The 13,633-nt window shown below is 73.9% G+C and carries 12 protein-coding genes and 1 pseudogene; 7 read left to right on the top strand and 6 right to left on the bottom strand.

Going from position 1 to position 13,633, the window contains the following annotated elements; translation table 11 throughout:
* Positions 1-41 precede the first annotated feature (41 nt).
* Entirely contained in the window at positions 42-455 is a 414-nt protein-coding gene (locus HNR61_RS12135) for an ArsR/SmtB family transcription factor (RefSeq protein ID WP_182843253.1), read from the bottom strand.
* 134 nt (positions 456-589) lie between these two features.
* Between HNR61_RS12135 and HNR61_RS12130 the strand changes: the two genes are divergently transcribed.
* Together HNR61_RS12130 and HNR61_RS12125 are read left to right on the top strand one after the other, a co-directional pair.
* Positions 590-2,047, top strand: coding sequence for an MFS transporter (locus HNR61_RS12130; RefSeq protein ID WP_182843252.1), 1,458 nt, complete (start codon positions 590-592; stop codon positions 2,045-2,047).
* A gap of 122 nt (positions 2,048-2,169) precedes the next feature.
* Positions 2,170-2,814 (top strand): flavin reductase, encoded by a 645-nt coding sequence (locus HNR61_RS12125; protein WP_182843251.1) that lies wholly within the window; start codon positions 2,170-2,172, stop codon positions 2,812-2,814.
* Between the two features lie 96 nt (positions 2,815-2,910).
* Here HNR61_RS12125 and HNR61_RS12120 read toward each other — a convergent pair whose 3' ends face one another.
* From HNR61_RS12120 to HNR61_RS12110, 3 genes are all read right to left on the bottom strand, one after another.
* Positions 2,911-3,111, bottom strand: coding sequence for a hypothetical protein (locus HNR61_RS12120; RefSeq protein ID WP_182843250.1), 201 nt, complete (start codon positions 3,109-3,111; stop codon positions 2,911-2,913).
* 172 nt (positions 3,112-3,283) lie between these two features.
* On the bottom strand, positions 3,284-4,207 hold the full coding sequence (locus HNR61_RS12115) for a YobF C-terminal domain-containing protein (protein ID WP_182843249.1): 924 nt from the start codon (positions 4,205-4,207) through the stop codon (positions 3,284-3,286).
* A gap of 84 nt (positions 4,208-4,291) precedes the next feature.
* On the bottom strand, positions 4,292-5,722 hold the full coding sequence (locus tag HNR61_RS12110; RefSeq protein ID WP_182843248.1) for an MFS transporter: 1,431 nt from the start codon (positions 5,720-5,722) through the stop codon (positions 4,292-4,294).
* A 91-nt stretch (positions 5,723-5,813) separates the two neighbouring features.
* On the opposite strand from HNR61_RS12110, the gene HNR61_RS12105 reads away from it, so the two are divergent.
* Both HNR61_RS12105 and HNR61_RS12100 read left to right on the top strand, forming a co-directional pair.
* A complete protein-coding gene (locus HNR61_RS12105) occupies positions 5,814-6,413 on the top strand; it encodes a TetR/AcrR family transcriptional regulator (protein ID WP_182843247.1) in 600 nt (199 codons plus the stop codon).
* Positions 6,414-6,999: 586 nt separating this feature from the next.
* Positions 7,000-8,340: an MFS transporter gene (locus HNR61_RS12100; protein WP_312897866.1), complete on the top strand. Its 1,341-nt coding sequence runs from the start codon at positions 7,000-7,002 to the stop codon at positions 8,338-8,340.
* A 45-nt stretch (positions 8,341-8,385) separates the two neighbouring features.
* On the opposite strand, the gene HNR61_RS12095 is transcribed toward HNR61_RS12100, so the two are convergent.
* Together HNR61_RS12095 and HNR61_RS12090 are read right to left on the bottom strand one after the other, a co-directional pair.
* The gene (locus HNR61_RS12095; protein ID WP_182843245.1) at positions 8,386-10,275 is read right to left on the bottom strand and encodes a helix-turn-helix domain-containing protein; all 1,890 of its coding nucleotides are present in this window, start codon (positions 10,273-10,275) and stop codon (positions 8,386-8,388) included.
* A gap of 37 nt (positions 10,276-10,312) precedes the next feature.
* Positions 10,313-11,239 carry a 3-hydroxyacyl-CoA dehydrogenase family protein gene (locus HNR61_RS12090; RefSeq protein ID WP_182843244.1) on the bottom strand — a complete coding sequence of 309 codons (927 nt, stop codon included), beginning with the start codon at positions 11,237-11,239 and terminating at the stop codon, positions 10,313-10,315.
* 454 nt (positions 11,240-11,693) lie between these two features.
* On the opposite strand from HNR61_RS12090, the gene HNR61_RS12085 reads away from it, so the two are divergent.
* From HNR61_RS12085 to HNR61_RS12075, 3 genes and pseudogenes are all read left to right on the top strand, one after another.
* A complete protein-coding gene (locus tag HNR61_RS12085) occupies positions 11,694-12,473 on the top strand; it encodes a CoA transferase subunit A (RefSeq protein WP_182843243.1) in 780 nt (259 codons plus the stop codon).
* Entirely contained in the window at positions 12,473-13,123 is a 651-nt protein-coding gene (locus HNR61_RS12080) for a 3-oxoacid CoA-transferase subunit B (protein WP_182843242.1), read from the top strand. Before HNR61_RS12085 ends, HNR61_RS12080 begins: the two co-directional genes overlap by 1 nt.
* A gap of 328 nt (positions 13,124-13,451) precedes the next feature.
* Positions 13,452-13,633: pseudogene (locus HNR61_RS12075) on the top strand (MFS transporter); the annotation flags it as partial.

Genomic DNA, 13,633 nt, shown 5'->3' with positions numbered 1-13,633 from the left:
GGGCTTCCGCCACTCCGTGGCGGTTGCTGGAAACCGCTCGATCAGCGCGTCGAACCGGGTCCGGCTTGCGGGCGGGGCCTGTCGCCCGTGGTCGAACGCGCGTCACCGCCCGACGTGGACGGAGCGTCCGAGGGCTCCGCCCCGTCGGTGCGGGCGCCGGCGAGAGCGGCGTCCAGCAGGCCCGGATACCGGGCGTCGAGGTCGTCGCGGCGCAGGGTGAGCAGGTTCTCCCGGCCGGACGGCTCCTGCCGGATGACGCCGCTCTCGCGCAGGACGCGCCAGTGGTGCGTCATCGTCGACTTCGCCGCCACGCCGAGGGCTTCCAGGACGCTGCCGCAGTTGCGCCGCCCGCCCTGGTCCAGTACGCGAACGGCGGCGAGCCGCACCGGATGGCCCAGGGCCGACAGGACGCCGTCGATCCGGATCTGGTCGCGGTCGGGATGCCGGTACCTCACGGTCCCACCGTACTACTACTGACGAACAATCCGCCGCGAACGGTTGCCGTTCGTACGACTGTACGCAAGTATGCGTACAGTCGTACGTCGGCGGCGTCCCCGCCGACCCCCCATCCCGTGGAGGGCGCATCCGCATGTCCGTTCCGCAGAGACAGGCCGCCGGACACCGGCCGGGCTGGACCCTGGCCCTGCTGGCGCTGGCCCAGCTCATCTACGCGCTGGACCTCGACATCGTGTTCGTCGCGCTGCCCGAGATCGGCTCCGACCTGGGCTTCCCGGGCCAGACCCAGCAGCTCGTGGTCAGCGCCTACGTCGTGTTCGCCGGGGGCTTCCTGCTGTTCGGCGGCCGCGCGGCCGACCTGCTGGGCCGCCGCCGCGTCTTCGTGCTCGCCCTGGCGCTGTACGCCGTCTCGTCGCTGGCGGGCGGCCTGGCGGGCGGCCCGGCCGTCATCATCGCCGCCCGCGCCGTGCAGGGCGTCGGCGGGGCGCTGCTGCTGCCCGCCACGCTCTCACTGATCAACACGCTGTTCGCCGAGGGGCCGCCGCGCAACCGCGCGCTCGCGGTCTGGGGCGGCGCCGGCGCCAGCGGCCTGACCATCGGCGCGCTGCTCGGCGGCGTGCTCACCGAGAACTTCGGCTGGCCGGCCGTCTTCTACGTCAACGTCCCGCTCGCCGGGCTGGTCGCGCTGGCGGCCCTGGCGGTCATCCCCCGTGGCCCGGCGCGCCGGGAACGGCGGCGGTTCGACCTGCCGGGCTCGCTGACCGTCACCGGCGGCGCGACGCTGCTGGTGTTCGCCCTCGTCGAAGGGCCCGAGCTGGGCTGGACGAGCCCGCCGGTGACCGGCGCGTCCGTGCTCGCCCTGGCCCTGCTGGCGGCGTTCGCGGTGATCGAACGGCGCAGCGCCGACCCGCTGATGCCCTTCCGGCTGTTCCGCAACCCCAGCCTGACCGTCGGGACCGGCGTCACGTTCCTCTACATGGCGACGTTCGGCGTCCTGCCCTACTTCCTCACCGTCCTCATGCAGGGCGTGCACGGCTACGGCGCCCTGCGGACGGGGCTGGCCTTCCTCGTCCCCTCGCTCGCGATCGCCGCCGGAACCCAGCTCGGCGAGCGGCTCGCCACCCGGATCGGCACCCGCGCGACGCTGCTGATCGGCTTCGGCGTCGGGGCCGTGGGCACGGCCGCGATGGCGCCCGGCTTCGCCCCCGAGGCCGGGTACGGGCTGCTCGTGCCCGGCCTCGTCGTCTCCGGCGTCGGGCAGGGCGTCGTCTGGACGGCCATGTGGATCGCCGCGGCGACCGGCACGGCCGCGCGCGAGCAGGGCGTCGCGAACGGGATCGCGTCCACCGCCCTCAACATCGGCAACGCCATCGGGCTCGCGGTCCTCACCGTCCTCGCCGACCTCGGCACCGAGGGCAGGACCGGCGAGGCGCTGCGCGCCGCCACCGCGCACGGGCAGTCCGTCGTGGTCCTGCTGACCGCGGCCGGAATGGTCGTCGGCCTGCTCGTCACGCTCGCGCTGCCGCGCGCGGCGGCGCCGGCGCCCACCGCGGGGGAGCCGTCCGCGCCGGAGGCCGTGGCCTCGCGCTGACGCCGCGGAGAACGTCCGGTCGGATTCCCGCCAGCGCGCCCGGCCCACCGGGAGGGAGGGTCGGACGGGCCCGTACGCGGCGACGGGCCCGTCCGGCGAGGCTTTCGAGGAAAGGCGGAGGAATGCACGTGGTCCCCGGTCTCAAGGTGCTGTACTTCGGGACCCCGGTGGTGTTGATCAGCTCGCGGAACGAGGACGGCACGGCGAACCTGGCCCCCATGTCCTCGGCGTGGTGGCTGGGACGGCACTGCATGCTCGGCCTGGGCGACAGCGCCCAGACCGCGGCGAACCTGCTGCGTGAACGGGAGTGCGTGCTGAACCTGCCCTCGTCCTCGATGGCCGGCGCCGTCGACCGGCTCGCGCTGACGACGGGAAGGCCGGTCGTGCCCGACCACAAGGCCGCGCAGGGATACCGCTACGAGCCGGACAAGTTCTCCGCCGCCGGACTGACCGAGCAGGAGTCGGAGCTGGTCGCCCCGCCCCGGGTGGCGGAGTGCCCGATCCAGCTGGAGTGCCGCCTGGTCGCGCACCACCCGTTCGCCGGTCCCTCCGTCAGCGCCACCGCCTTCCACGTGGAGGTCCTCCGCGCCCACGTCGAGGAGGAGCTCGTCATCCCCGGAACGGGCCACGTGGACCCGCTCGCCTGGGACCCGCTGATCATGAAGTTCTGCGAGTTCTTCGGCGAGGGGCGGGTGGTGCACCCGTCCAGGCTCGCCGAGGGCTGGGACATGCCGCACGGGTCCCTCGCCCGCGCCGCGTCACGGTAGCCCCTCCGCGCGCCACGCTCACGGCACCGGCAGCCACCGCCCGCGCTGCCCGCCGCCGACCGGAACGGCACCTGACGCGCGGGCCCGGCCCGCCGGTCATTCGGCGGCATCGGGCGCGGACGCCGGACGCCGCGCCGCCTCGCCCTCGGCGGTCAGGGCGCGCAACTGCGTGACCTGGCGGCGCAGCGAGGTCACCGCGGCGGCGACCTCGGCCTTCAGCCGGGCCACCACGTCCTCCGCACCGTCCTGCGCCGACGACGGACCGTTCTCGTGACCACCCTGGTACTGCGCGTTCATCGGGTCCATCATGGCCGACCCGACGCGGATCCGCCGCCTGCCGTGCCACGACCGTGCTCTCAGTTGGGCAACGAGACCGCGTCAGCACGGCCTCCACGCTCCGCCAAGTGATCCGTATTCACGAAACGCTGTCGCGAGGCGGACATGTCACGCTCGTTCGTTATCCGCGGCTTCATCGGGACAGGACGGCCCGCAGGCGTTCGTACGTCGGAGCCAGGCGGCGCAGGCCCGCCGCGACCGCGACGTCGTCACCCGCCACCAGCGGACCCTGCAAGCCACCGACGATGCGGGCCTGCTCCGCGGCGACGGCCGCGCCCGCGTCGAGGCCGAGGGACGACAGGCAGGCCGCCAGGTCGTTGAGGCGGCGGGCGCCCACCCGCACCGCGAACGCCTCCCACAGCCCCCTGATCTCGGGATCCAGCCCCGCCTCCACCAGCTCGGCCGTGCGCTCGGCGGCCTCGGCCTGCCCCAGCGTGCCGGGCGGGACCGCCACGTCCGTCCGGCCGCCCAGCCAGGCCAGCCCGGCGGGCAGGGACCGCCGCAACGCCTCCTCCGGGCCGACCCGCTCGCGCCGGACGAACCGGTGCCGCATCCGGAACGGCCGGTCCAGATAGGCGACCGACTCGCCACGCCACGCCTCGGCGAAGGCGTCGACCGAAAGCGTGGCGTACGGGTAGCCCTGCGGGTCGTGCACGAGCACGGTGCCGTCGCCCACCTCCAGCACCACCAGGTAGTGGTCGGCGCCGACCGCCTTGCCCGACCCGGGCTGGAAGGCCAGCAGGCCCATCTCCAGCGGCCCGGCCAGCACCGGACCGGCCGCGACGGCCCGGCGCAGCCGGTCGAGCGCCTCCGCGGCCGTCCCCCCGTCCACGCGCTCGCACTCCCAGCCGAGCAGGCCGATCGCGGCGTCGAGCCCGATCTCGGGATCCCAGCCGAACGGGTCGAACAGCGGCAGCCGGCCGCCGATCAGCTCCATCCCGTACGGGGAGCCCGTCAGGACCTCGATCACGGCGGGCGGCGGCGCCTCGCCGCCCAGGAGCATCGCGAGGGAGTTGGCGTAGCAGTACGGCCCGGAGCCGATGTAGGTGACGTCCATGCCCGGCACCGTCCCGCCTGACACGGTGTCAGGGTCAAGCCCGTCCCCGTTCCAGGCCGGAGTGTGGTCGGCCCAGCCGCGTTCCTAGACCTCCCCGGGGGCGGCGGTCGCCGGGGGAGGAGCGTCCTGACGGCCGGGGGTCATCAGCGCGGCGGCGATCGCGCCGGCCGCCGCTGCCACGGCGGCCACCGTGAACCCCCTGGTGAAGCCGCTCAGCGTGGTGCCGACGAGGCTGGCGGCCGCGACGCTGGACACGACCGCGGCGCCGAAGGAGGCGCCGAACTCGTGGAAGGTGCTCACGATGCCCGACGCGATCCCCGCCTCGTGCGGCGCCACCTGGCCGAGCGCGGTCGCCGAGGCGACGACGAACATCGCGCCGGTGCCCGCCGCCGCGACGGTCACCCCGGCCACGACGCCGACCGGATGCGTCCAGAACGCCGGGACGGCCATGCCGGCCGCCGCGATCGCCGGTCCCGCCACGGCCGGCGTGCGCGCGCCCCGGCGGCCGATCACGCGTCCGGTCAGGTCCGCCCCGGCCATCGTCGCCAGCGCCACCGGCAGGAACAGCAGCCCGGTGCGCATCGCGCCGTAGCCGCGGGCGTGCTGGAAGTAGAAGGTGCCGAGGAAGAACACCGCGATCATCAGCGCGGTGGCCATCCAGATCAGGAACGCGCCGGTGGCCACGGGCCGCCGGGCCAGCAGCCGCACGTCCATCAGCGGCGAGCGCGCCCGCCGCTGCCACGCCACGAACAATGCGTAGCCGACGGCGGCCGCCGCCGCGAGACCCCCGGTGAGCGCGGTGAGCCAGCCGTGCTCACCGGCGGCGATGAGCGCGTAGATCAACGACGCCGAGGACGCCGTCACCACCACCGCGCCGACGACGTCGAGCCCGGGCCGCGCCGCGGCCACCCGCCGCGCCGGGAGCAGGACCGCCAGCGCCCCGGCGATCACCAGCCCGATGGGGACGTTGACGTGGAACACCCACGGCCAGCCGGGACCGGCGGTCAGCGCGCCGCCGAGCAGGACGCCGAGCGCGGCGCCCCCGCCGCCGAGCGCCGACCACACGCCCAGCGCCTTGTTGCGCTCCTGGCCGTCGAACAGCGCCACCACCAGCGACAGCGCCGCCGGTGACAGCAGCGCCGCGCCGACCCCCTGGGCGACACGGCCGCCCACCAGCGTCCCCGCCGATCCCGCCAGCCCGGTGGCCAGCGACGCCGCGGTGAACACCAGCAGCCCGGCGAGCACGACGCGCCTGGCGCCCAGCAGGTCGGTGATCCGGCCGCCGAGCAGCATCAGCCCGCCGAAGGTGAGGGTGTAGGCGCTGACCGTCCAGGTCAGCGCCTCGCGGCTGAGCCCGAGGTCGGTCTCGATGTGGGGCAGCGCGATCGCCACGACGGTGACGTCCAGGATCAGCATCAGCTGCGCCACCCCGAGGAAGCCCAGGATGCGCCACCGCGCCGGGTGCGGCCCGTCCGGCGGTGCCTGGCCCGCCCGTTCTGCTGACTGTCGGGTCATCGGATCCCTCCACGCAGTAACTCGTACTCTCATGTACGAGTTGATGGGAGGACTATAACTCGTATCCGTGAGTACGAGATAGGGTGACGGCATGGCCGAACCCACCGTCCGCGGCAGGCGCCGCGCCGACGCCGAACGCAACATCGCCCGCATCGTGTCCGCCGCGCGCGCCTGCCTGAGCTCGGTCCCCGGCGCCACCGTCGACGACATCGCCAAGGCCGCGGGCGTGGGGCGGATGACGTTGTACGGGCACTTCCGCACCCGGGCCGACCTGGTCGAGGCCGCGCTCACCGACGCGCTGCGCGACGGCGAGCGGACCCTGTCGGCCCTGGACCTGACCGGGGACCCCCGCCAGGCCATGACCCGCCTGCTGGCGCCGAGCTGGGAACTGGTGGCCGAGTCCGCGGCCCTGCTGGCCGCCGCCGAGGAGGCGCTGCCCGCGGGGCGGGTGCGGGAGCTGCACGACGAGCCGGCCCGGCGCATGGCCGACCTGATCCGCCGCGGGCGGCGGCAGGGCGTCTTCCGCACCGACCTGCCGACCGACTGGCTGGTCAACGTCGTGCAGTACATCCTGCACGGGGCGGCCGAACAGCTCCGCGCGGGCCGCCTGGCGGCGCAGGACGCCGGCGACGTCGTGACGAGGACGGTCCTGTCGGTGCTGACCGAGCCCTCTCCGCCGCCCCGGCCATGATCGATGACGGTGCCGGAATCGCGGCGTGACGGCCGCCAACCGGCACGGCGCACATGTCCGGCCGAAAAGAGTGGGGCCGATCCCCATAGCGGCCGGTGAATCCCGGGTTTCTAATTTGGAACCAACTCGGGCCCACCCCTGGCCTTCCGTCCGCCCGACCGAGCCGCGTGATTCGTTTCCCTCATGCGGGCGCCGACGGATAGGAGAATTCGATGCCGCACCCCACCCCCACCACGTCATCGGCGGCACCCGCGCCTGACCGGGCACCGCGGGCCTGACCCGCGGAACACCTCCAGACCTGTGGCCGGGCCGGGTGACGATCCCCCCGGCCCGGCCGCAGCCCAGCACCGGCGGGCCGTGACGGGCCCGTACGGGGAAACACCCAGACCCTGACCGTGAACGCGGCCGTCGCCTCGGCCGTGCTCGACGCGCCGGAAGGGAAGGGCATCGGCGCGGGGGAGAGGGACCACGCCCCGCCCGACGCCCCATGCCCTGGCACGACCGGCGGAAAGACGACGGTGATCTCGTGGCGCGGGCGCGATCCCTCGCCGGAGGCAGGCACGCACCCCCCGGGGGGATCGGCCGCGTGGTCGGTGCCAGCCTGATCGGCACGACCATCGAGTGGTACGACTTCTTCCTGTACGGCAGCGCCGCCGCGCTGGTGTTCGGCAAGCTGTTCTTCCCCGCCTCCGACCCGATGACCGGCACGCTGCTGGCCTTCACCAGCTACGCGCTCGGCTTCGTGGCGCGACCGCTGGGCGGGCTGGTGTTCGGGCACTTCGGCGACCTGCTCGGCCGCAAGAGGCTGCTGGTGTGCAGCCTGCTGCTGATGGGCGGCTGCACGTTCGCGATGGGGCTGCTGCCCACCTACGCCGAGATCGGCGTCTGGGCGCCGGTCCTGCTGAGCCTGCTCCGGCTGCTCCAGGGGTTCGCGCTCGGCGGCGAGTGGGGCGGCGCGGTGCTCATCGTCTCCGAGCACGGCGGGGACCGGCACCGCGGGTTCTGGGCGGCCTGGCCGCAGGCCGGGGCGCCCGGCGGCAACCTGCTGGCCACCGGGGTGCTGGCCGCGCTGGTGGCCGTCCAGTCCGAGGCGGCCTTCCTGGGCTGGGGCTGGCGGATCCCCTTCCTGCTGTCGGGCGCCCTGGTGCTGCTCGGCCTGTGGATGCGCCTGTCGGTGTCGGAGACGCCGATCTTCCTCCAGGCGCGGGCCAGGGCGAGGGCGGAGGCCGCGCGGGGCGTCCGGCGGCGGGCGCCCCTGCTGGAGGTGCTCCGCACCGGACGGCGCCAGGTCCTCACCGCGATCGGCGCCAGGGTGGGGGAGAACGTCTCCTACTACCTGCTCACCTCGTTCCTGCTGGTGTACATCACCACGCACCTGCGCCTGCCCCAGAGCACCGCGCTGAACGCCGTCCTGATCGCCTCGGCGGTCCACTTCGTCGCCATCCCCCTGTGGGGCGCGCTGTCGGACCGCGTCGGCCGCAAGCCGGTCACCCTGGTCGGCTCGGTGGGCATGACGCTGTGGTCCTTCGCGTTCTTCGCCCTGCTCGACACCCGGGACCCGGCCGCCATCACGCTGGCGGTCACCGTGGGGCTGCTGCTGCACGGCGCGATGTACGGGCCGCAGGCCGCGTTCATCGCGGAGCTGTTCGACACCGCCGTGCGCTACTCGGGGGCGTCGGTCGGGGCGCAGCTGGCCTCCGTCTTCGCCGGCGCCCTCGCCCCCGTCACCGCCATCAAGCTCCTCAAGGACCACGGCTCCTTCGTCCCGGTGGCCCTCTACCTGTGCCTCGCCGCGACCATCACCAGCGTCGCGGTCGCGCTGGCGGTCGAGACCCGCGGCCACGACCTGACCCGCCCCGCGGCGCGCACCAGCCACCGGGCCCGGCGGGGCAGGCACCGGCCGAGGCGCTCGGCGCACCCCCGCTGAACGCGGACCCTCGCCGCGGTCACCGCGCGCCGGTCACCGCGCCGGTCACCGCGGGGTCTCCTGCTGGCTGACCTTGAGCAGGCGCAGCGCGATCTGTATCTCCAGCAGGTGGTCGGCCTGCCGCCACGTCTCGCCCAGAAGCTGCGTGATGCGGTTCAGCCGCTGGGTGACGGTGTTGGCGTGCAGGTGGAGGATCTGGGCGGTGTTCCTGGTGTTCTGGTTGTTGGCGCAGAACACCTCGAGGGTGTGGAGCAGCTCGGAGCGGTGGGCGCGGTCGTAGTCCATGACCGGGCCGATCGTGGCGCGGACGAACGAGGGGACGTCCGGCCGCCCGTTGAACAGCGTCCCCACGAACCCCAAATCGCGGGCGTCGGCGATGTCCCCGACCCGGTCGAGGGCCAGCAGCGTGCGCATGCACCGGGCGGCCTCGGCGTGGGCGGCGGCGATCCGGGTGACGTGGGTGGCCCGCGCCGTGCCCGCGGTGACCGGATGGTGGCAGGCGCGGGCCAGCTCGCGCACGGCGGCGTGGGCGACGGCGGTCGCGTCCTCGCCGGGCAGCAGCAGCACCACCGCCCCCTGGTGGTGGGTGGCCAGGCCGCGCTGGCGGCGCGCCAGCGCCGCGGTCATGGTGTGGACGCCCTCGTGGAAGGCCCCGTCGGTCTGGGCGACGATCATGGTGCGGCAGGCGTCCAGGTCGACGCCGAGCATCCGGGCCCGGTGCTGGAGCAGGTCCAGGTCGTGGGGTTCGCTGGCCAGCAGCTCGGCCAGCAGCTCGCCGCCGACCCGGGCCTGCGCCTCGGCGACGCGCCGCCGCGTCACCAGCACCAGCGAGGCCGCCAGCGCCGCGCGCTCCAGGATGCGGCGGTCGGTGTCGCCGATGGGCGTCTGGCCGAGCAGCACCACCGCGCCCAGGTCCTCGGACTCGGTGATCAGGGGGACGGCGCACCGGCCGTCCTGGACCAGGGTGTGGCCCGAGGCGCGGGCGCGGGCGCTGACGGCGGCCAGCTCCTGGGCGTCGGTGGCGGTGACGGCGCCGGTGGCGGTGACCACCCCGCCGTGCTCGTTGACCACGACCACCTCGCCGGGCAGCACGTCGGCGGTGGCCTGGGCCACGTCGTCGACCCCCCGGCCCTGCAGGACCAGCTTGGTGAGCCGCTCGTGGACGTCGGCGGCGCGTTCCAGGTCCTTGATGTGGGAGCCGATGGTGGCGTTGGCGACCCGCAGGTCCTCCACCGCCGACCGTGAGGCGGTCAGCAGCCGGGCGTTCTCGATCGCGACCGCCGCGTGGGCGCCCAGCATCGCCAGCGCGCTGATGTCGTGGCCGCTGAAGGCGCGCATGCCCCGGTGCGCGGCCAGCAGCACCCCGATGACCTCCTGCTTGATCTTCAGGGGCACCCCGACCAGGGAGTCGATGCGTTCGGCGATCACGGTGCGGTCGATCTCGGGGGTGCGGATGATCGACTCGTCCTCCATGTAGGAGGGCACGCTGTAGGGCTCGCCGGTGCGCGCGACCATGCCGCCCACCCCGGTGCCCCGGGGCAGGCGCAGCTCGTGCAGCAGCCCGGAGATGTTGCCCGAGGCGGCCTTGATGTAGCAGTCCCCGCGATCGCGGTCGCTGAGGCTGATGTAGGCCAGGTCGCAGTCCAGCAGGCGGCGGGCGCGATCGGAGATCGCCTGCAGGATCGAGTCCAGGTCCCGCATGGAGGCCAGGTCGTTGGCGGTGTCGTTGAGCAGCTGGAGCTCGGCCTCGTTGCGGCGGTGCCGGGCCAGCAGCTCGCGCAGCCGCAGCCCGACGGCCCGTTCCCGCTTCAGGTGGGCCAGCCGCTCGGCGGACGCCCCCGCCGCCCGCGCGCGCTCCACCAGCGCGTCGAACGCGTCGACGTCGGCGTCCTCGAGAAGCAGCCGGAGAAACGAATCCTCTGGGACCACCGTCATCACCTCATCGTGAAGTCGGGTCTGTTCGGTGCCGTCCTCAGCCCGGCACCGTCGTCGGCCGGGCGAGGTTGCGGCGGATTCCGGCGCCGAGACGCCGCGCGACCTCGGTTTCCTTCCCCGGAGGCCAGGGCAGTAGACCCTCCCCGGTGGAACGCCCGTTCCGGGCCTCGTTCAGCGGCTTGTCGAGGCTGGGGAACGCCTCCCCCTCGGTCGACAGGTGGGGCGCCAGGTTGCGGAGGATGTCGCGGGTCAGCTCCAGGCCGATGTAGTCGGCGTTCTCCATGGGGCCCACGGCCGACCAGCGGAGCCCCAGGCTGGACCGCATGACCGTGTCGATGGTCTCCGGGTCGCACACCCCCTGGTCGAGCAGGTGCAGCGCCTCGCGCACCAGCGCGAACTGCAGGCGGTTGCCGACGAACCCGGGAACGTCGCGCCGCAGCCGCACGGTGGTCTTGCCCATGGCGGTGAGCAGGTCGCAGGCGTCGTCCAGGACGCGCGGGTCGGTGTGGGCGCCCGGGGCGACCTCGACCAGCGGGATCAGGTAGGGAGGGTTCCACCAGTGCACCCCGGCCAGCCGGCCGGGATGCGCCATCGCCTCGGCCACGCGTGTGATCGACAGGACCGAGGTGTTGGTCCAGATCGGCGTCGCGGGCGCGGCGGCGGCCTCCAGCGCGGCCAGCACCTGGTGCTTGACCTCCAGCCGTTCGGGCACCGCCTCCACGATGACGTCCACCTCCCGCGCGACGCCGTCCAGCGTGGACGCCGTGGTGATGCGGGCGCCGATCGGCCCGGACCGGGAGCTCGGGACCCCGCACTGGGCCAGCGCCGGCCCGACGCGGTGGTGGAAGGTGGCCATGGTCCGGGGATCCACGTCGTGAACGGCGACATCGTGGCCGGCCTTCGCTAGCGCTACGGCGATCCCGTGGCCCATGAGGCCGCCGCCGACGATGCCGAACCGAGTCATGAGCCAAGCCCCGTTCCGTGGGTCGATGATGGAGCCCGACCGCTGGTCGGCCGCCCTGTCGCGGCGGTGACCGCAGCCCCGCGGCTCCCCGGATCCACACGTTAGGCCGGGGGTGGAACCGGTTCAATGTGCCCGGTTCACACCTCTGTTCCCGCGGGGTGTGAACCGGCCCCTGCCCCGCCGGGCGGATCCGCGGCCCTCAGCGGGCGGTGACGCGCCCCGGGCGCCGGAGGCGGGCTTCCCTCGGCAATGTGAGTGGAATCCACCCGGAGTTTCGAATTGTGTGGGCGAACGCCATAGATGGTTCCGGGAACGGCGCTCTGTAATGGTCGGCGTCTCGGCGCCCATTCCAGCGACCCGCTCGCCCGAGAGCATAGGCCGCGCTTTCCGGTCCCGCGTGGGCGCCCCCTTCCCCCATCCCCTCATGACCGCTCGGAACATGGAGAGATCCCGTATGGACAAAGTGATCGCGACCGCCGCCGAAGCGGTGGCCGACATCGGGGACCGGGCGTCCCTGGCCGTGGGAGGGTTCGGGCTGTGCGGCGTTCCCGAAACGCTGATCCGCGCCGTGCACGAGCGGGGCCCCGGCGGGTTGCGGCTGGTCTCCAACAACTGCGGCGTGGACGGCCGGGGCCTGGGCATCCTGCTGGCGGCGGGCCGGGTCGCCCGCGTCACCGCCTCCTACGTGGGGGAGAACAAGGAGTTCGCCCGCCAGTACCTGGCCGGTGAGCTGGAGGTGGAGCTGATCCCCCAGGGCACGCTCGCCGAGCGGCTGCGCGCCGGCGGGGTGGGGGTCCCCGCCTTCTACACGCCGGCCGGGGTCGGCACGCAGATCGCCGACGGCGGCCTGCCCTGGCGCCACGACGCCCTGGGGGAGGTGGCGGTGGCCTCCCCGCGCCGCGAGACCCGCCGGTTCGACGGCCGCGAGTACGTCCTGGAACCGGCGATCACCTGCGATTTCGCCCTCGTCCACGCCGCCCGCGGCGACCGGCACGGCAACCTGGTCTTCCGCCGCTCGGCCGCCAACTTCAACCCCCTGGCCGCGATGGCCGGGCGCGTCACCATCGCCGAGGTCGAGGAGCTGGTCGAGCCGGGGGAGCTGGACCCCGACCAGGTCCACCTGCCCGGCGTGTTCGTCCAGCGCGTCGTCGCGCTCACCCCCGAGCAGGCCGCCGACAAGCCCGTCGAGCGCCGCACCGTCACCGGACCGGCCCCCGAGAGGACCCCGCGCTGATGCCCTGGACCCGCCAGCAGATGGCCGCCCGCGCCGCGGCCGAGCTCACCGACGGCAGCTACGTCAACCTCGGCATCGGGCTGCCCACGCTCATCCCCAACCACCTCCCGCCGGGCGTGCGCATCGTCCTGCACTCGGAGAACGGCATCCTCGGCACCGGCCCCTACCCGGCCGACGACGAGGTCGACCCCGACCTGATCAACGCGGGCAAGGAGACCGTCACCGTCCTGCCGGGCGCCTGCTTCTTCGACTCGGCGCTGTCGTTCGGCATGATCCGCGGCGGCCACATCGACATCGCCGTCCTCGGCGCGATGCAGGTCTCGGCCCGCGGCGACCTGGCCAACTGGATGATCCCCGGCAAGATGGTCAAGGGCATGGGCGGCGCGATGGACCTGGTGCACGGCGCCCGCCGCGTGCTGGTCCTGACCGAGCACACCGCGCGGGACGGCAGCCCCAAGATCGTCGCCGAGTGCGCCCTGCCGCTCACCGGCGTCGGCTGCGTCCAGCGGATCATCACCGACCTGTGCGTCCTGGACGTCACCCCCGAGGGCCTGCGGCTCGTGGAGACCGCGCCCGGCGTCACCCCGGACGACGTCAGGGCCGCGACCGGCGCGCCGGTCGCCGTCCCCGAGCACGTCCGAGGCGCCTGATCACCCCTGACCGCCCGTAGGGCCTTCACCCATCCCACGGCGACGACACGAAGGCTCTACGGGCACGGACCGGACGGCCGCCCACACCAGAGGCGGTAGCTGGGCGGCCGTCCCCGCCGGCCTTCCGCGCTCCGCCCCGTCAACGGTGTGTGGTCCGTCCACTGGTCCGGCGCCGAAATGTGGGCGTCGTTCACGTAGCCCCTGATACGGCCAGCACCTAACGTTCCCTGTCACAGCCGCGCACGTGATTCAGATCACTTCCAGCGCCCGTCCCGTGACCGTTCATCCCTCACACCGGTCCCACCGCGACCCAGGAAGCAGCGATCCCATGACCGACGACACCGTCTCCGCACCTCGACCGCCCCGTTCGGGCGGCATCGGCCGCGTGGTCGGCGCCAGCCTGATCGGCACGACCATCGAGTGGTACGACTTCTTCCTGTACGGCAGCGCCGCGGCGCTGGTGTTCAACAAGTTGTTCTTTCCCACCGCTGATCCGTTGGTGGGGACGTT

Origin of the sequence: Actinomadura kijaniata, assembly GCF_014138665.1 — a bacterium.
Taxonomy (GTDB): Bacteria; Actinomycetota; Actinomycetes; order Streptosporangiales; family Streptosporangiaceae; genus Spirillospora; species Spirillospora kijaniata.
Note: the sequence above shows the minus strand (reverse complement) of the source record. Positions and strands in the feature narration are given on the sequence as shown.

Bases quoted from the DNA above. Each gene is read 5' to 3' on its own strand.
- HNR61_RS12125 (WP_182843251.1), top strand. From the start codon at position 2,170: ATGCACGTGGTCCCCGGTCTCAAGGTGCTGTACTTCGGGACCCCGGTG.
- HNR61_RS12080 (WP_182843242.1), top strand. From the start codon at position 12,473: ATGCCCTGGACCCGCCAGCAGATGGCCGCCCGCGCCGCGGCCGAGCTC.
- HNR61_RS12090 (WP_182843244.1), bottom strand. From the start codon at position 11,239: ATGACTCGGTTCGGCATCGTCGGCGGCGGCCTCATGGGCCACGGGATC.
- HNR61_RS12095 (WP_182843245.1), bottom strand. From the start codon at position 10,275: ATGACGGTGGTCCCAGAGGATTCGTTTCTCCGGCTGCTTCTCGAGGAC.
- HNR61_RS12120 (WP_182843250.1), bottom strand. From the start codon at position 3,111: ATGAACGCGCAGTACCAGGGTGGTCACGAGAACGGTCCGTCGTCGGCG.
- HNR61_RS12085 (WP_182843243.1), top strand. From the start codon at position 11,694: ATGGACAAAGTGATCGCGACCGCCGCCGAAGCGGTGGCCGACATCGGG.
- HNR61_RS12105 (WP_182843247.1), top strand. From the start codon at position 5,814: ATGGCCGAACCCACCGTCCGCGGCAGGCGCCGCGCCGACGCCGAACGC.
- HNR61_RS12110 (WP_182843248.1), bottom strand. From the start codon at position 5,722: ATGACCCGACAGTCAGCAGAACGGGCGGGCCAGGCACCGCCGGACGGG.
- HNR61_RS12115 (WP_182843249.1), bottom strand. From the start codon at position 4,207: ATGGACGTCACCTACATCGGCTCCGGGCCGTACTGCTACGCCAACTCC.
- HNR61_RS12130 (WP_182843252.1), top strand. From the start codon at position 590: ATGTCCGTTCCGCAGAGACAGGCCGCCGGACACCGGCCGGGCTGGACC.